The sequence below is a fragment of the Candidatus Bathyarchaeota archaeon genome, from assembly GCA_026014735.1.
Taxonomy (GTDB): Archaea; Thermoproteota; Bathyarchaeia; order Bathyarchaeales; family Bathycorpusculaceae; genus Bathycorpusculum.
In genome coordinates, this window is the sequence record JAOZHT010000002.1 from 547,692 (window position 1) to 563,937 (window position 16,246).

Genomic DNA, 16,246 nt, shown 5'->3' on the forward strand with positions numbered 1-16,246 from the left:
AGCTGGGGCGTCTGCTGCTCACCCGCTTCTATACCCCCTTATATATAGCAACTCTGCAATGGCTCGGGGCACCCTGTTTTTTGTTATGTGGCTTTGCGGTTTAGTAATGGTTAATAATGCTTCTTTACTTAACTTCTATTGGAGCTTTTGGGTTTTTGTTGAGTTCAGAGACCTGTCTGTCTTTTTCCGTCGGCGGCATGGACTGCAAAGGCGAGGTGCTACTGGTTTACCCCGGCAAATACCATGCCCCTGACCCGCAGGTTCCCCTCGCCCTGCTCTATCTGGCATCCGCGCTCCAGAAAGAGGGCTTCGCGGTGCGCCTCTTTGACATGCGCCTAAACGATTACCGACGCCTCAACGTAGGCACCCCCGTGTTTGTAGGCATAAGCGCCATGAGCGGAGCCCAAATCAAGTACGCCCTCAAATTCGCCGAGCACGTACGTAAGCAGGACTCCTCTGTTCCCCTGGTCTGGGGCGGCGTGCATCCTACTCTTCTGCCCGAGCAAACAGCCGCCAGCGACCTCGTGGACGTGGTGGTCCGCGGAGAAGCCGACTTAACCATCGGGGATCTCGCCAACGCCCTCTCAGAGAAGAGGTCCCTCGATGAGGTGGCCGGCGTCACCTACAAAGTCAACGGGGTAATCCAGAGTAACCACCCCGGCAAACTCGTTGACCTCGACGAGATACCCGTCGACTTGCCCTATAACCTGCTTGAGTTGGAGCGGTACCCATCTTTTCGGGCAGGCCGATTCCACATCCAAACCAGCCGCGGCTGCCCCCATCGCTGCGGATTCTGCTACAACACCAAGTTTAACCACAACAAATGGCGGGGTAAAAGCTCACGGCGTGTACTTGAAGAAATAGCGTACATAAAACATGCTTATCCCCACATAAAAATCATTGACCCCATCGACGACAACGTCTTTGTTGACGAGTTTCGCATTCAAGAAATCTGTCAGGGACTCATCAAGCAGCAACTCGGCGTTCACTGGCGCGGTAACTGCCGATTCGACTACTTGGCAAATTACTCGCGGGGTTTTCTGGAGCTTTTAGAGCAGTCAGGCTGTGTGGAGCTTGATTTCGGCGGCGAATCCGGCTCGGAGCGTCTTCAGCAGCTAATCTGCAAAGACGTCACCGTCGAGGATATGTTGGTGTCCGTGGATAATCTGCGGCGATTTGCCCCCTCGATTGAGCCCTATGTTTCTTGGATGAGCGGTTTGCCCGAGGAGTCCGATGCTGATTTAGCGGAGACGTTTGATTTGATGGATAGACTTAAGGAGGTTAACCCTAAAACCCAGCATTACGGCATCTTCGTCTACACGCCCTTCCCCAGCAGCCTCACCGACGGTTTAGTGGAGTTTACGGCGCCGCAGTCCCTGGAGGAATGGGGCAACATCGAAGTTTTCCGTTTCAACGCGCCCTGGCACAGCAAATCCCAACTGAGGCGGCTGCACACCATATCCGCGGTTACCCGCATAGCCTTCTATCCCCATGCAAGAATAAATGAACGGGACATCGTTTTCAAAGCCGCCTACACACTGATAAATAAGATTGAGAAGTACCGATGGCGGCACCGCGCGTTTTGGTTCCCACTGGAAATCACCCTTGTCGATGCCCTTTCTCAGCGATTTAAGGGGTTTCTTTAGCGGCTGTAATCTCTGCCTTCAGGTTTTGTGCTGGGCGGCTTTGCACCTGCCTGCGGAATCTGGGGCAGCGGAATCGGCGGGGGTATGTTGAGGGTGCGTGAGATAAAGACGGATTCTATGAAGACCACGTTAGATATGGACTGCATAATAATGGGTGCCGGAGGCTTCTTCTGCTCGTAATCTTTAAGCACCCCGTCGAGTTCGTTTTTGTCGCCCATGACGTATGCGTTGCCTTTGAGGCTAAGCTGCGCTATGGACGGATTGTAGACGATTGAGAGGACAAAGGGCACATCGAGGGATTCATCGGGCTTCCTCTCCATCCCCACCACGTTGATGTTGGTGTTAATTTGGATGGGCGGAACAGGCTTATGGATGTCCCAGAAGCGCTCAGCTGAGATGCTTGAAATAACAACGTTTACTCTAAGCATGATGGGTCAAAAAAGAATAGTGCAGTGGGGGAATTTAAAACTGCTTATTTCTGCTTGTAGCGTGTAAAGCCACAGTGACCGCAGGTGTAGCGGTCATGATGGTCAGCCATGAAGTAGCCGGGGCCACAGCGCTCGCAGGTTGGACGTGCACGTGAAACCTTGCTGCCTTCAACCTTGTACATAACATGGACGCCTCCAGCACCTTTCTTTGCGCCCTTGCTTTTCGGGGCTTTGGCTGCTGGGGCTGCTGCTGCATCTGGCTTTTTAGCGTCGGGTGTTTTGGACATTATGCAGTCTCCTCTTTAGGTTTAGCTGGAGAGTTTCGTTTGCGTATGTATTCGGGTTCAACGATGTTGGCTTGAGCGACGGATTCGTAGACGTTGGCGACTCCTTGGGTGATGTTGGTGCCGGTTTTGGTGCGCATGCGTTTAACGAAGACAACGTCGCTGCCGATCTTCATTTCTGCGGCAACGGCTTTTTTGACTTCTAACCTTGCGGGTGTCTTCTCTTTTGGACCCTGAATAATTGTGAAGCCTACTTCTTTCCGTTTCAGAAGCGGGTTATCCTTGGTTGATTCAATTTTGATTTGCATTAATCTTCACTTGAGGCGTAAGTTCATACAATCTTCTTCTTATTTAGCTTTTCGAAGCTTTCATCTCTTTTAGGAACTCTTTAACCTGTTCTTTCTTCTCAGCAGACGCAGAAACCACCACAATGCCCACATGGGGCTGCCCATAAACCACAAAACTGCCCTCGGGCGCGTATAGCACCGCCGCCAACGTAAGCAGGTCCTCTTCGCCCTCCACAACGATATGCGTATGCACATCCCCCTCCAGTGCTAACTTAACAGCAACGAGGGCTTCCTCCGTTATGGTTCCCTGCGGGTTCTTCACATACACCGTCTTCTCCACAGGCACCTCTTTAGGCATAACTTGATTGCGCAAAGAAACGTAGTCGACCACGGAGAGCTGGGGATGCAGGCCGCTTTCATGGAGGTTTTTGGTGACTACATCGCCCACCGACACGAGTTTCGGCGGCTTCTTCTGGGCTACAAGCACACCAAGTTTAGCCATGGTCTGCTCTGGGGTACCCTCGATTAATGCTCCGAAGGGCTCCTTAAGAAACAGCCGCAGCCGCTCAGTAAGAACGTACTCTGCCTTCATCGGTTAAACCTGACAAAATAGATGAGCGCAGCCCAGTTAAGAAGCTAACCCCTGTTACGAGTCTCTTAGTCAAAGTTTCTTGACGAAAAAACTTAAATTTCCGCCCGCCCGACCAGCCTTCTTGGAGATACCTATGCGTAAAGTTGCTGCTCTGCTATTTGTTGCATCGTTTCTTGTAGCGTGCTTTTTGTGCTTGGCTGAGCCTGCTTCGTGTAATACTGGTGCAAACGAGAGTCCCTGGGTGACAAAGGAGCATATGCCGACTGCCGGCAGCGAATTTAAAGCCGGCGTTGTAAACGAGAAAGCTTACCTGTTCAAGTTTAACCTCACCTATGAGTATGACCCCCCTAACTGGGCAACCAAAGCATCTATGCCTACATCCAGAGACTATTTTGCGCTGGCAAGCTATCAAAACAAGCTTTACTGCATCGGCGGCAGGCATAGCAGCGGGCTATCCGCGGCAAATGAGGTCTATGAACCCAAAACTGACTCTTGGGCAAATAAGGCTGCAATGCCCACGGCAAGGTCCGGGATGGAGGGGGTTTTGGTTGACGGGAAAATCTATGTAATCAGCGGTGTCGTTAAAGACCCCAAATATCCAAACATTGAGGGCTTATATGTACCTACGAAGGTAAATGAGGTCTACGATATTGCCACTGACACATGGAGCACCGCAGCACCCATCCCCCAAGCCGCCAGCTACTACGCCTCGGCAGCGGTAGGAACCAAAATCTACATCATCAAGGGAACAACCCAAATTTATGACACACAAACAGATACATGGAGCAACGGAACCGCTCCCCCCGCATCGCTAGAGATGACTGGCTGTGCTACAGTCAGCGGATTAGATTCTCAGCGGATATATGTTCTGGGCGGCAGAGTTTACCTCGAAGAGGATTACCTTCAAATTTACGACGCAGAAACCGATACATGGAGCTATGGAACGCCTCTGCCCACTGCCCGCTTCGGTTTAGCCACCGCAGTTTTAAATAACAAAATATACGCGATAGGCGGAATGAAAGGCAGCTTCTATAACGTAATCCGGCTGGACGTCATCGAGGTGTATGACCCCCTAAAAGACGCCTCTGCGCCACCTCTGCCAACGCAAACCCCTAAGCCTACTTCAGTGCCGCCAGCAGCCCAGCCAGTAGGGGGCAGCCTCGAAATCACAATAGTTGCTGTTGCAATTGCAGTATTTGCGGTAGAAGTATGCCTTGGCTATATGATCTATAAACGGAAGCGTAATCAAAAAGCAGGAACTGAAATGGGGCGCCAATGAAAAGCGCCAAAAATGGGTTGGATCAGCGGACTTTGAGTGCGTAGCGTCCTTTCTCTTTGACGTCCATGGCTTTGGCGATGGCGCTTTGCTCGGGGTCAAACACAACCACTAAGCCGGCGTAGTCCTCGCTGAAGCTGGTGGATTTGCATTTTGGACACGTGTTTTCTTTAGTTAACGCGTGGCAGTTAGTGCATGATTTCTCGCTCATAACGCTCTCTCCTACGCTGCCTTCTCGGGGGCTTCAGGCTTCTTACCGGTGCCTTTGCCCTGATCCTCTTTGAGCCAGTCCAGCTTGCCCAGAAACGGCTGCCGTGCAGTGACGCCGATTTTGCCGCTGCTGCCTGCCCTGCCCAGCGAAACCGCGGTGATGCGGACGCGTACTTGGTCGCCGCTGCTGAGTTTACGCTTGGTTTCCTTGCCCAACAGGACGCCCTGTTTCTCGTCGTAGCTGATGTAGTCGTCCATAAGTTGGCTGACGTGTAGGAGTGCGTCGACTGGTCCGATGCGGACGAATGCGCCGAAATCAGCGATTTCCACAACGTCGCCTTCCACGACTTCCTGGATTATGGGGTAGAAGGTTAAGAGGGAAAAGTTTACTTTATGGTAGGTTGCGCCGTCGCCGGGGATGATTTTTCCTATGGGGCTAACTTCTATGCCCGTTACGGCTATGACGTAACCTAATTCCTCATCCACGATGCCTTCGTATTTGTGTTTAACTTGGTCGCGACCCACCTGCTCGAGGGGGTTGCCGAAGGTTTCGGGCGGGATGCGAATTGTATCTTGAAGAGTAATCAGCTTGAACATCTACGATATCAACCCGTCAATGTCTAGACGTGATTTTTGTCTCAGATAAATCACTGGCACACTTATATCTCTTAGCCTCCTCCGCAGCTCCCTATCATTCGTAAACACCAACGCGTGCCAGCTTTTGGCTACCCGCAAGATAACATCATCCACCGCTTCGCCCCGCGAATCCACCGCCACAAACAGGCACCTCTCCGACAACCGCAGCGCAAAGCTGGCCTGCCGACGCAGCTTAGGCTCCTCGCCCCCTGCAAGCAGCTCCAGCTCATGCTTGACTGGCGAAAGCAGCACAAACTCGACGTTTCGTCCCAAAAGCGCCTGCGCCTGCTCGAAGATGTCCATTCGGAATTCAAGGGGCACAAACAGAGCGTTTGCATCTAAAATGATTCTGAGGGGTTCTTTTGTGTGTTGAGCCGTCACGGCGGGGCTCCCTGAATCTATTGGTTGCTTTGCTGGGCTTTAAGGTTTGCCTGTTTAGGGTAGCCTGATATTTACTATTACTTTAAATATTAAGCAGCTATGATTTGGTGCAGAATAGAGGTAAATGTATGCTTCACGAAAAATCCTGCGGCGCCGTCATATACCTAAACAACCAGCAGAGAACCCGCTACCTGCTCCTCAACTATGCAGCGGGCCACTGGGACTTCGTGAAGGGCAACGTGGAGCCAAACGAAACCGAGCGGCAGACAGTCAAGCGGGAGCTGCAGGAGGAAACCGGCATAACCGACGCCCACTTCATCGAGGGCTTCCGCGAATCCATCAGCTACTTCTATCGCCGCCAAGGCGCAACAATCAACAAAGAAGTGGTCTTCTTCCTCATGCAGTCCAACGTGGAAGAAGTCCAAATATCCTTCGAGCACATCGGTTTCATATGGCTCGAGTATGAGCCGGCGATGGAGAAGTTAACCTTCAAAAACGCAAAGGATACTCTGCAGAAAGCCCACGATTTCCTGCAGAAGAAAGGCTCAGTTAAAGACTAAGCCTGCATAATTAAACCGAAGCCGATGAGTCTCCAGCGCGCAGTGATTTTTCTGCTTATGGCCACGCGGGAATTAGGCAACGCGCAGATGGGCCGGGTTAACTTGACTTTAATGATGTTCTGCTTGATGTAGGTTACTTTGCCCACGTTCACCGCCGCGCCGATGTGCAGCAGCAACGTTTCATCCGGATTGATTTTCTCGACTTTCTGCAGCTCCTTGGTGCCTACCACCCGCTCCAGCACATGGGTTTCCAACGTAAGTTCGGTGAGGGTCGGCGGGAGCATACCGGTTTTGCCCGCGATGCTGCCGGTTAAGCCATCTGCTTTAGAGTAGGAGGGATCTAGGAGTGTGCCGACGCCGACTAGGCCGCCGCAGGTTGCCTCCTTCACGCTCTGTTCGCCGGCGTGTAAACTGACGATTTCGCTGATAAGGGGATCATAGACAACTCTGCCTTCCCGCTCAGCCATGATGCCGGGGCGAATTTCGATTTCTTCGCCCACCACGAATTTGCCCTGAGCGATAGTGCCGCCTATGATGCCGCCGTCGAGGCCCTCAATCGTTGTTCCCGGCTTGTTAACGTCGAAGGATCGCACGATGTACATGAGAGGCGGCAGTGTGGGGTCACGGTGGGGTGTGGGAATGATTGTTTGGATGGCTTCGAGGAGCACGTCGATGTTTATGCCTCGCTGCGCCGAAATCGGGATAATCGGGGCGTTCTCCGCTACGGTGCCCTTCACGAAGGCTTTGATTTCCTTGTAGCTTTCCAGCGCGCGCTTGTTATCGACTATGTCGATTTTGTTCTGGACCAAGATGAGGTTTTTTATGCCGCTGACTTCCGCCGCTGCCAGATGCTCGCGTGTCTGAGGCTGCGGACAGGGCTCATCAGCTGCGATGACCAGTATAGCGCCGTCCATGATGGCTGCGCCTGAAAGCATAGTTGCCATGAGCGCTTCATGTCCGGGGGCATCGACGAAGCTTATGGCTCGGACAAACTCGGTTGGGCTACTGCATTTTTCGCAGACCGGATGGATGGTGTAGTTGTTGGGTCCTGGACATTTGGGGCATCTGTAGATGGGCATGTCTGCGTAACCGAGTTTGATGGTGATGCCACGTTTAAGTTCTTCACTGTGCCGTGAAGCCCACGTGCCTGTTAAGGCTTGGACAAGCGTGGTTTTGCCGTGGTCAACGTGCCCGATGGTGCCGATGTTAACCTCTGGTTGTCGCGGCAGTGATTTGGTTTTTCCCTTTTCTGAATTTTCAGCCATTACAAACGCCCTTAAGCTCAAGCTTCTCTTATTATTCACTGTTTAAGTTTAACCTTTCTATGGCAGATAAATAGTTTGAGGCGGCAATCGATTGAACATCGGCGTTTAGGTTGCTTAAAGATGGAAAGATTAAAATCTGCAACCAAATAAACAACAGCCTATGGCTACGGCCTAAAGTGACAATTAAACCAAAAGAGCTTTTGCTTGTTTGCCCCAGTAGTATCCACCAAATAGTGGACTTATCAGACGATATTGATTTCTTGGTTATACGTTCGCCTATATCAAACGATGAAACCAAAAAAGTAGTAAAAATGGAAAGAACCCGCTAGCAGAGAAAAGCTATGCAAAGAGCAACTGAGGTGCAGGTGCCTACTCTGGCGCCGGCGCTTCAGGGGTCTTTGCGCCTGCTGGGCGCTCAGTTATTTTCACGTTTATCTGCACGATTTCGTCGGTTACGACGCTGCCGCGGACTGTTTTTCGTCGGCGTTCGCCTTCCCGTTTGGGTTTAAAGCCTGCTCCGCCGCTGAGAACTACGCTTCTGCGTACACCGCCATGCACGTTGGGCCTCATGGGGACGCCGTCTTTGTCGGAGCCGCCTAGGAGTTGCACTTTGTGTGCTGGTAACTCGACGACTGCGCCGTCGATTGTTTCGCCTAGTTTTCTTCCGATGAATGGGGCAGCGCGTGCTTCTTCTACTTCAACTACTTTGGATGTTCCCGTTTGTGGATCGGAAACTATGACCTTGAACTTTGCCATCTATGATTTACTCTCCAGCGGAGTATCAAGTTGGACGGTCTCTCTATTAAGTATTTATCCCATCGAATCCGCAAATCATCCCAAACAACTCTTACAGGTCAAACTGTGGCTGTCTTGGAAACACATGAATCATCAAGTGTAACTGCTTTTTCGGGTAACAGAGGCATGATGCCTTCCAGACCACTTTCACGGTCAGAGTCGGTGCTGCCGCTGTTTTGGCGGTTGCTTTTCCTAGGTGATATAACCGTGAAGTGAAACGCCGTGTAGGAGATGACGGTTTTAAAGAGGAAAAACACGACGCCGCCCAAAAGCGCCACCGACGCACCTATAGCGAAGGAGACGCCTAGAGCCCGGTAGATTTCGCTGGTAATGATCTGGGCGTACCCCACAAAAGCGTATCCCTGCGACTCCACGTTGCCCGCGATGGAATGCACAATCACCACTTTATCTACGGCGATAAGCTGTGCAAGCGAAGCAAACACCAAAAGCAAGGTTATGATTTCGAAAATCCAGCCTAGAAAAGAGAAGATGATGGGTTTGGTGAGCATGCGGGGGTTTTTGAGCAGAATCTCCATGCCCTCATGGTAGTCGCCTAGCGCCTTGTCTATTTTGCCTTCAAGGCTGGTGAGGGCTTTGCGGTTTTTGTATATGTGGCTTATGCCCTCTATTATGTTGGCGACGATTTTTTTGGCTGCGACAGGGTGGAAGCTGGCAAGCAACAGCACAACCAGCGGCAACGTGAGAAGCAGCATAATTCCGCCTAGGCCAATAAGCAGCGAAGTTTCCAAGCGATAATTGAGCAGAAGCAGCGCCAATGCAAAGATCATGCCGCCTAAGTTGAATATGGCTTCATACATGTTTTTGGCAACGACGGAGGCGACGGCTTTGCCGCTTTGGATATTTGGGTCCTTGTTTAGCAGGTAGGCCTTGAAGAGGTCGCCGGACCAACCTCCGGGAATCAGGTTATCCACGAATAAGCCGACCCAATAGAGCGTGAAGGCCCGACGCATGGTGATATTAATTTGCAGGGAACTGAGGAGTTGACGCCACACGATGGTGTTAAAGAAGATGGAGGCAACAAGGCTTAGGATGGCTAAAGCGTATAATCCTAAACTGGCTTTGGCGATGACGCCGACTAACTGGGCTATCCCCACGACGTAGAGAAGATAAAAAATCAGCGCTGCGTAGCCAAACAATGTCGTGACTAGTATCAGCTTCTTAACAGAAGAAGTAAGCACGAAGGGTCTATCAGCTACGTCTCCCATGCCTCAATTAAGCGTCGTGACAATATTTCAGTTTTTTCTAGCTTGCCTTGCTAGGGAGAAAGTGCTGCTGAAAAGCAGTTCAAAGGCAATCTGCCCTGCCGCGGCTAAACATTTTAATCCTTCCAGTGTGTGGTGCTTGGCTATGTGGCGTTTGGGGTTCTTCTTTCACGAAATCGCTTTCGGACTGCTAACTGTGTTTGTACCCCTCTACCTAGTCGCCTTCAGCGACACCAGCATCCTGGGGGGACCACTGGTGGCTTTAGGCATCATGATGTCCGCCGCCATCTTCTGCTCTATCCCCGCCTCTTTCCTATGGGGTTACCTCTGCGACCGCACCCGCCACTACAAAGCCTTCATACTGCTTTCGTTTCTTTCCTCAGCAATCCTGCTGTTTCTGATGACCCTGCCCTTCGCAAAAAATGTCCTCGTTTTCGTCGCCCTCTATGTTGTCATGCAGATGCTGCATGTCGCACATGAACCACCCAAAAACGTCCTGATAACTGAACATTACAGCCGCAGAGACTGGGAACGATCCTTTGGCTTCTATGAGGGACTCACCGAAATCGGATTCATAGCTGGCCTAGCCCTTGGGCTAGTGTTAAGCATAGGGTTATTCACCTTCACCACGGCGCTCAGCCCAGCGGTGTTGGCGAATTATACGCTGTACCTCTGCAGCGCGCTAAGTGTAGTGGCTTTAATTTTGGCGGTTGCTTTGATTGCTGATCCGTTGATGATTTTTGAGCGCCGGCTAGTAGGCATCGAACGCAATGTTGATTTCGCTTACCGCGGAGCCCAGTCTTTTGAGTCAAACTGGAATGGCTCTTTAAAGAGAGAAAGCTTTGCCGGCTTCGCGTTCGCCATCGTTATGTTTACTTTGGCAACAAGCATTTTCTCCACGCCGCTGCCGCTATTTATACATCAAGCCCTAAACTTGCCTGCCTACATGGTTTATGTCGCCTACATCCTTATGTCCGTTGGCGCAACAACCGGGTACTTTGTGATTCGAAGCAAAGCACGCTCAATGGACCTGCGAAAGCAAATGCCTCGGTTTCTGCTGCTGCGCGGCCTGCTAATCTTCTCGTTAGTTGCCGCCATCTGGCTTGCCATCCAGCCTGTCCTGATGACAGGGGTGATACTGGTTATCTTCGGGTTTGCCTTCGCCATGTTCTATATCATGATGATTTCTGTTTCCATGGAGCTTATTCCCCCGGGTAAAAGCGGGCTCTTCGACGTGCTGGTGGGTTTAGGCACCGGCATAGGCTCCTTCCTTGGTCCCTTCTTAGCGTCCTACATCAGCTATCTGCCGACGTTTATGGTGGCAGCCGCCATTTTCGTTGTAGCGTTTGTAAGCTTAAAAATAGCAACAAGATAAATAAAAGAAAATTTTTGGTGGAGCGGTTTTCCGCTCGCTCCGGTTTACTCGGTGTGGACGCGGTAGAGGTCTACGTCTTCACGCATTGCCGGTGTTAACTCAAGGAAGTCCCGGACTGAGCGTTCAACATCTTTGGATTGGGTGACGTAGCGGCCGACTATGAGTATATCTGCGCCCTGCTCGAGTGCTTCTTTAGCGGTTTCTGGAACGATGCCGCCTGCGACTGCGATGAGTAGTTTCTTGTTGGGGAAGGCTTTGCGGATCATCTGTATGCGTTCAAGCCCGCAGCTTCTGCCTGTTTCCTGATCGATACCCCGGTGCAAGATAACGATGTCGGGTAAATCGTTAATCGACTTGAGTTTAGCTAATACGTCTTCCACGTTAAGCATGTCGATGACTGCGTAGATGCCTAGCCGCCTGGCTTCCTGTACCGTGGCGTCAAGGGTTTCCGGTGGAGCAAGCCCAGCTGCGACAACCGCATCAGCTGTATCCTCGTATGCGATGTCTGCCTCGACTTTGCCGACGTCGAGGGTTTTAAGGTCAGCAATGATGAATTTATCAGAGGCCAATTTGCGGAGTTCGCCGATGACGCGGGTGCCGTAGCGTTTGATAAGTGGGGTTCCGACTTCAAGGATGATTCGGTCGCTTCCCGGCAGCTGCTCGATAACTTTCTTTGCTCCCTCCAAGGATGGCGCGTCGAGTGCAATCTGCAGGTACGGTGGCCTCCAGAGGCGTGGAACTTTAAAGCCCATTATGGGGTGCTTGGCGCGGTCTTTGTCGTAGATGATTTTGTCCAGCGAGGGGTACTTCTTGAGGGCACGCTGCAGCGCCATCTTGGTTGCGCCGTAGTTGTACTGGTAGATTCTGCGGTAATCCGTTGCCTGCGGATGAATGAAGACACTGCAGATGATAACCCATTCGTCGAGTTTGTCAACGGGGATTACGCCTTCCTCGGCTGAGTCAGCGATGGCTTTGGCAACCGCGGCTTGGGCGGGACCGAAGATTTTGCCGGTGTCCTCCATGTTTTTAACTGTGACTTTTGGCACGATAAGCGTGTGGGGTTTAGGCGGCAGGTTAGGGCGGATGACTGCAAGCAGCGGTGTGTGGCCTGCTGAGAGGCTGGTGAGGCCGTTGGCGAATGCTTGGCCAACTGGACCTGACTTGTCGCCTATCATGAGGTCAACATGCGCAACTTCGTTTCCTTCCCCGACCAGTGATTCACCAATCAAGTAAACGGGTGCTGAATTTTCTTTTTTATCATCATTTATTGTCGGCATACCATTAACGATCTCCTTAAAATCGACATTAAACTCCTTTAACCATGAATAAACTGTATCTCTGTGGATGTTCAGTTCTTTAGCGGTTCCGATAACTGTCGGTTTTGTCGGTTTGCCCTTGGCTGCAACTTCTTTTCTGGCGGCTTCTGCGAGCAATTTTATTAAAGCATCACGGTTTTCTGGCTTTTTCACGTCTGCTCCCGACATATGGTTATCCTCGGTCGGTGTCTGTATCGGAGCTTGTATTTAAAACTGTCGGATTAGCTGTGTAGGATTAAGGGCGACTCTAATGGGTTTAGCAGTGAACTGCCGCTGAGGCTTCTTGGCTGGGCGGCGGCGAATCTAAGCAGTAAATCTTTATATCTAAAGGGATTCATTGAATGCTCCATATCATATGGGGATCTAGTATGTCTTGGACTGACTGGACACTGCTTGGCGTCTTCATTGCGGGGTTTCTGCTGTTTCTCTACGGCGCCAACGCCTACAACGCAGCTGTCGGATACGGCGGCGTTTACCTCTTCATAGGCTCCATCGCAGCCTACCTTGTCCTGTTCGTCTACAAGGAACTCACAAAGAAGCCCGTCGCCAGCTAAAATCCGCAGAGCCGCCCATACTTCTCATTAAGGTACCCAAGGAAAGGAGAAGAGTCTAGGCTGCCTCCAGTAGCTAACTTGATGAGTTCTTCGGGGTCATAGAGGTTGCCTCTGCTGTGAATCTGCTCTTTAAGCCAACCGTTAACTCCGCCCAGTTTCCCCTCCGCTACTTCCCCCCGCCAGTTGGGCAACGCATCATTTAAGGCGCGGCTGATTTGGCCATCATAGATGTTGCCTAGGGCATAGCTGGGGAAGTACCCATACAGCCCACTTGCCCAATGCGTATCCTGCATCACGCCCTCTGAGTCGTTTTCGATTTCTACTCCAAGGTAGTCGGCGTACTTCTGGTTCCAGACCTGCGGTAACTCGTCAACCTTTATTTTCCCGGCGAAGAGGTCACGTTCGAGCTCGAAGCGGATGATGATGTGAATACTGTAGGTGACTTCGTCGGCTTCTATGCGGATTTTGGAGCGCTGCACCCGGTTGATTGCATGCAGAAACGGCTCAAGCTCCAAAGCATCCAGCGAAGGCGCAGCCGCCGCCTTGATTTTAGGCAAAAAACACTGCCAGAACGCCTCTGAGCGTCCAAGTATGTTCTCGTAGAATCTGGATTGGGATTCATGGATTCCAAACGAGCAGGGCGAGCCGACTGGCTGGTACTCCCAGTCTCTTCTGAGGTTTTGCTCGTAGACGGCGTGTCCGGCTTCATGCAGCACCGAAAACACGGAGCTTGCAAAGTTGTTAACGTAGTAGTGGGTTGTTATGCGGACGTCGTCGTAGTAGCCGGAAGTGAAGGGATGCTCGGTTTCATCTACTCTGCCGCCTGCTGAGGGGGATGAGGTGTCGTAGCCCAGGGTCTGCGTGATAAGCTGGCTGATTCTGCGCTGCGCCTCAACCGGCACCGGTGGACTGGACGTTTTCTGCGTGGACTGGTGGCTCTCGATTTTCTCTATCAGCGGCTTAAGCCCCGCCAGCAACCCATTAAATGTCTTGGTTATGGTTTCAGCGGATAGCTGCGGCTCGAAATTGTCAATTAACGCTTCGTAGGGCGTTTTGGTCTGCTTAACCTCCATAAGGATGCCTGCTGCCTGCTTTGAAAGATCCAGCAGTTTCTCCAAATCCGTCTTGAATAGGCTAAAGTCTTTTTTGGCTTTCGCCTTCTTCCAAGTGTTAACGGTGACGGCTTGCTGCATCGCCAGTTCCCCAACGAGCTTCTCAGGCAACGCGGTTTGCTCACGGAAGCTCTTGTCGATAAGGTAAAGGTTGCGTTTCTCGACCTCGCCCATCTTTTGGTTTTCTGGGCTGGCTTTTATGTCGGCTAAGAGCTTACCGATTTGGGGGTCCGTGCCTAATTTGTGGTGTATGCGGCTAAGCAAAGCCAGCTGCTCGCTTCGCTGCGGCACCGCCCGAGGCGGCATCATGGTTTCCATGTCCCAGTTAATTATGCCCTCTGCCGTGGAGAGCACCGCTGCATCCTTGGTTTTGCCTAAAAGGCTCCGATAAGCAGAATCAGTGTCCATCAAAACACAAATCTCCACTATGACTCAGTAATATCGGCTTTATTTACCCTATGTATGGGATGTTAGAGTGCAATACCTACCGAGTAGTCAGGGCTGATTGGCTCAGCGTGCTTGCGAAGGCTAATTCGCTTGAAAAAGCTTTTATTTGCCAAGCAACTGCTTTTTACTGAGGATATTCTAAAAATGAGTAGTAGTAACGTTGAAACCAGTAAACTCTTAGCTGCAATCGGTGCACTTCTGCTGTTCCTTAGCTTTGTGCCCGTTGTCGGTATCGTCGGCTTAATTCTCCTTCTCATCGGAATGAAGGGGCTCTCAGAGTACTATCATGACGATGGCATCTACAGGCATGCATTCAAAGGCTTAATCTTCGGCATAATCGGTGTAATCGCTGTTTCAGTTATGGCCTTCTCTATCGGCGGAGCTTTTACGGCTTTTAGCTATAGTTTCTATAGCTTGGCAGCAGTGTTAGGCGCAATAGCATTGTTTGCCGTAGCAGTAATCGTGGCTTTCATTTTCTACGTACTGATGGCAATGAACTTCAGACGGGCATTTAACGCGCTTGCAGAACGCTCAGGCGAAGGCAAATTCAAAACTGCAGGAACTCTGCTCTTCTGGGGTGCAATCTTAACCATAATCTTCGGCATAGGCTTAATACTGGTCTGGATCGCATGGATATTCGCTGCACTTGCCTTCTTCAGCATGAACCTTGGACAAGCCCGACAACCTTCCCAATACGCTGCTCCGCCTCCGCCGCCACCCGCGCCCTCGTCAGCCCAGTCAGGCGGCTTCTGCCCCAACTGCGGCGCACCCATACAGCCCGGCACCACCTTCTGCCCCAACTGCGGAAAACCACTAAACCAACCCACCTAAAAATCTCCAACCTTTTCTTTTTCTTTGTTGCAGCAGCATGCAACCACAAGAGTTTATGAATGCTGCTGAGCGCTTTTAGTTGAAGTGCATTTTATGGAATCATTTTTCTGTTGCCAAATGAGCAGTTCCCATCCCCTGCCAAACGCGCCGCCGGTGCCCGAGGAGCCCCTTGAGCAGATGCCCAAGAGCAGGCTGGCATGCGAGATCTGCGGTAAAACCTTTAGAACCCACAGTGAACTCGACCGGCACCTTGAACAAATACATGGGCACCCAGAGAAAACACATGTGCAGCGAAGGCACCCAGAAGAATAAAGCGAAATAGTGCTCCGGCCGGGATTCGGACCCGGGTCGCCGACTCGAAAGGCCGGCATACTTGGCCGGACTATACTACCGGAGCGCACAATAGTCGGGAAGCACATGCAGAATAGAATTTCCCATGAATAAACCTTACCCTTCCAGAAGCCCTCTTTTAGCTGTCAGGTTTCTTGCGGGGGCTTTTTTTGGATGAGGATGGTTTTGGAGTAAAAAGGAAGCCAGTGATTTGCTCGATGAGTTTGGATTGGCTCTGGATGGTTTTTTCGAGTTCACAAACCCTTTTTTCGAGGTCGTTAGAGATGATTTTGCCTTCGATGCGGTTGGCGCTGCGGAACATCAGCAGCATCTTGAAGACTTCGCCCACGGCTTTTTCCTGCTCCTCCACCGACGCCGGCTTGGTGCCCGCGATGATGGAGAGCATCTCGACGTAGTGCTCTTTGATTTTTAGTTCCGCGTTAACTGAGGGGTCCTTGGGGAAAGCGATGTTAAGCGGGGTCTGCTTGGCAAGTTCAGCGGCGGTTGGGAAACGGATGATGATGTCGCCCCGAATCCACGAGGACACAAACTCGGTGACGTATCGACGGATGTCCTGCCTGGAAAACAGCTGAGTCTGCTCCGGCGGCGTTTCCTCTTTACGTTTGATTCTGACACTGATTATTTTCTTGTCATCCGAGCCTACAGGTGGTAGATTTGACACTTCGCTCCCTTCCACA

Annotated in this window: 20 protein-coding genes and 1 tRNA gene; 7 read left to right on the forward strand and 14 right to left on the reverse strand. The window is 51.4% G+C overall.

All coding sequences use genetic code 11. From position 1 onward, the window contains the following. The first annotated feature begins 158 nt into the window (after positions 1-158). Complete coding sequence (locus NWE93_08640; protein ID MCW4000295.1) at positions 159-1,646, forward strand: B12-binding domain-containing radical SAM protein; 1,488 nt, start codon at positions 159-161, stop codon at positions 1,644-1,646. On the opposite strand, the gene NWE93_08645 is transcribed toward NWE93_08640, so the two are convergent. The 4 genes from NWE93_08645 to NWE93_08660 are packed head-to-tail and all read right to left on the reverse strand — an operon-like array spanning position 1,643 to position 3,237. Further along, positions 1,643-2,074: a hypothetical protein gene (locus tag NWE93_08645; GenBank protein MCW4000296.1), complete on the reverse strand. Its 432-nt coding sequence runs from the start codon at positions 2,072-2,074 to the stop codon at positions 1,643-1,645. The two genes, NWE93_08640 and NWE93_08645, sit on opposite strands and share 4 nt — an antisense overlap. A gap of 44 nt (positions 2,075-2,118) precedes the next feature. Further along, positions 2,119-2,361, reverse strand: a complete 243-nt coding sequence (locus tag NWE93_08650; GenBank protein MCW4000297.1) for a 30S ribosomal protein S27ae — start codon at positions 2,359-2,361, stop codon at positions 2,119-2,121. Continuing rightward, positions 2,361-2,666, reverse strand: a complete 306-nt coding sequence (gene rps24e, locus NWE93_08655; protein MCW4000298.1) for a 30S ribosomal protein S24e — start codon at positions 2,664-2,666, stop codon at positions 2,361-2,363. Before rps24e ends, NWE93_08650 begins: the two co-directional genes overlap by 1 nt. Before the next feature lie 43 nt (positions 2,667-2,709). Further along, entirely contained in the window at positions 2,710-3,237 is a 528-nt protein-coding gene (locus NWE93_08660; protein ID MCW4000299.1) for a GTP-dependent dephospho-CoA kinase family protein, read from the reverse strand. 241 nt (positions 3,238-3,478) lie between these two features. Between NWE93_08660 and NWE93_08665 the strand changes: the two genes are divergently transcribed. Then, positions 3,479-4,516: a hypothetical protein gene (locus NWE93_08665; GenBank protein ID MCW4000300.1), complete on the forward strand. Its 1,038-nt coding sequence runs from the start codon at positions 3,479-3,481 to the stop codon at positions 4,514-4,516. 22 nt (positions 4,517-4,538) lie between these two features. Here the strand turns inward: NWE93_08665 and NWE93_08670 are convergent, their stop codons facing one another. The 3 genes from NWE93_08670 to NWE93_08680 are packed head-to-tail and all read right to left on the reverse strand — an operon-like array spanning position 4,539 to position 5,740. Beyond that, positions 4,539-4,724 (reverse strand): DNA-directed RNA polymerase, subunit E'', encoded by a 186-nt coding sequence (locus NWE93_08670; protein ID MCW4000301.1) that lies wholly within the window; start codon positions 4,722-4,724, stop codon positions 4,539-4,541. An 11-nt stretch (positions 4,725-4,735) separates the two neighbouring features. Further along, the gene (locus NWE93_08675; protein MCW4000302.1) at positions 4,736-5,320 is read right to left on the reverse strand and encodes a DNA-directed RNA polymerase; all 585 of its coding nucleotides are present in this window, start codon (positions 5,318-5,320) and stop codon (positions 4,736-4,738) included. Continuing rightward, a complete protein-coding gene (locus tag NWE93_08680; protein ID MCW4000303.1) occupies positions 5,321-5,740 on the reverse strand; it encodes a 30S processome protein Utp24 in 420 nt (139 codons plus the stop codon). It abuts the gene before it with no gap. Positions 5,741-5,868: 128 nt separating this feature from the next. Between NWE93_08680 and NWE93_08685 the strand changes: the two genes are divergently transcribed. After that, positions 5,869-6,300, forward strand: coding sequence for an NUDIX domain-containing protein (locus NWE93_08685; protein ID MCW4000304.1), 432 nt, complete (start codon positions 5,869-5,871; stop codon positions 6,298-6,300). On the opposite strand, the gene NWE93_08690 is transcribed toward NWE93_08685, so the two are convergent. From NWE93_08690 to NWE93_08700, 3 genes are all read right to left on the reverse strand, one after another. Continuing rightward, on the reverse strand, positions 6,297-7,565 hold the full coding sequence (locus NWE93_08690; GenBank protein MCW4000305.1) for a translation initiation factor IF-2 subunit gamma: 1,269 nt from the start codon (positions 7,563-7,565) through the stop codon (positions 6,297-6,299). The two genes, NWE93_08685 and NWE93_08690, sit on opposite strands and share 4 nt — an antisense overlap. A 369-nt stretch (positions 7,566-7,934) precedes the next feature. Next, on the reverse strand, positions 7,935-8,321 hold the full coding sequence (locus NWE93_08695; GenBank protein MCW4000306.1) for a 30S ribosomal protein S6e: 387 nt from the start codon (positions 8,319-8,321) through the stop codon (positions 7,935-7,937). Positions 8,322-8,419: 98 nt separating this feature from the next. After that, positions 8,420-9,586 carry a flippase-like domain-containing protein gene (locus NWE93_08700; protein ID MCW4000307.1) on the reverse strand — a complete coding sequence of 389 codons (1,167 nt, stop codon included), beginning with the start codon at positions 9,584-9,586 and terminating at the stop codon, positions 8,420-8,422. Between the two features lie 142 nt (positions 9,587-9,728). Here NWE93_08700 and NWE93_08705 point away from each other — a divergent pair, with 142 nt between their 5' ends. Continuing rightward, positions 9,729-10,958 carry an MFS transporter gene (locus tag NWE93_08705; protein ID MCW4000308.1) on the forward strand — a complete coding sequence of 410 codons (1,230 nt, stop codon included), beginning with the start codon at positions 9,729-9,731 and terminating at the stop codon, positions 10,956-10,958. A gap of 44 nt (positions 10,959-11,002) precedes the next feature. On the opposite strand, the gene NWE93_08710 is transcribed toward NWE93_08705, so the two are convergent. After that, complete coding sequence (locus NWE93_08710; protein MCW4000309.1) at positions 11,003-12,235, reverse strand: bifunctional 5,6,7,8-tetrahydromethanopterin hydro-lyase/3-hexulose-6-phosphate synthase; 1,233 nt, start codon at positions 12,233-12,235, stop codon at positions 11,003-11,005. Between the two features lie 407 nt (positions 12,236-12,642). Here NWE93_08710 and NWE93_08715 point away from each other — a divergent pair, with 407 nt between their 5' ends. Further along, positions 12,643-12,828: a hypothetical protein gene (locus NWE93_08715; protein ID MCW4000310.1), complete on the forward strand. Its 186-nt coding sequence runs from the start codon at positions 12,643-12,645 to the stop codon at positions 12,826-12,828. Here the strand turns inward: NWE93_08715 and NWE93_08720 are convergent. Next, the gene (locus NWE93_08720; GenBank protein ID MCW4000311.1) at positions 12,825-14,348 is read right to left on the reverse strand and encodes a carboxypeptidase M32; all 1,524 of its coding nucleotides are present in this window, start codon (positions 14,346-14,348) and stop codon (positions 12,825-12,827) included. The genes NWE93_08715 and NWE93_08720 overlap by 4 nt on opposite strands. 183 nt (positions 14,349-14,531) lie before the next feature. Between NWE93_08720 and NWE93_08725 the strand changes: the two genes are divergently transcribed. Together NWE93_08725 and NWE93_08730 are read left to right on the forward strand one after the other, a co-directional pair. Then, the gene (locus NWE93_08725) at positions 14,532-15,218 is read left to right on the forward strand and encodes a DUF996 domain-containing protein (GenBank protein ID MCW4000312.1); all 687 of its coding nucleotides are present in this window, start codon (positions 14,532-14,534) and stop codon (positions 15,216-15,218) included. Positions 15,219-15,335: 117 nt separating this feature from the next. Further along, positions 15,336-15,530, forward strand: a complete 195-nt coding sequence (locus NWE93_08730; GenBank protein MCW4000313.1) for a hypothetical protein — start codon at positions 15,336-15,338, stop codon at positions 15,528-15,530. 10 nt (positions 15,531-15,540) lie between these two features. Here NWE93_08730 and NWE93_08735 read toward each other — a convergent pair. Both NWE93_08735 and NWE93_08740 read right to left on the reverse strand, forming a co-directional pair. Next, positions 15,541-15,615, reverse strand: a tRNA-Glu gene (locus NWE93_08735). A 72-nt stretch (positions 15,616-15,687) separates the two neighbouring features. Further along, a complete protein-coding gene (locus NWE93_08740) occupies positions 15,688-16,230 on the reverse strand; it encodes a hypothetical protein (GenBank protein ID MCW4000314.1) in 543 nt (180 codons plus the stop codon). Between the last annotated feature and the right edge of the window lie 16 nt (positions 16,231-16,246).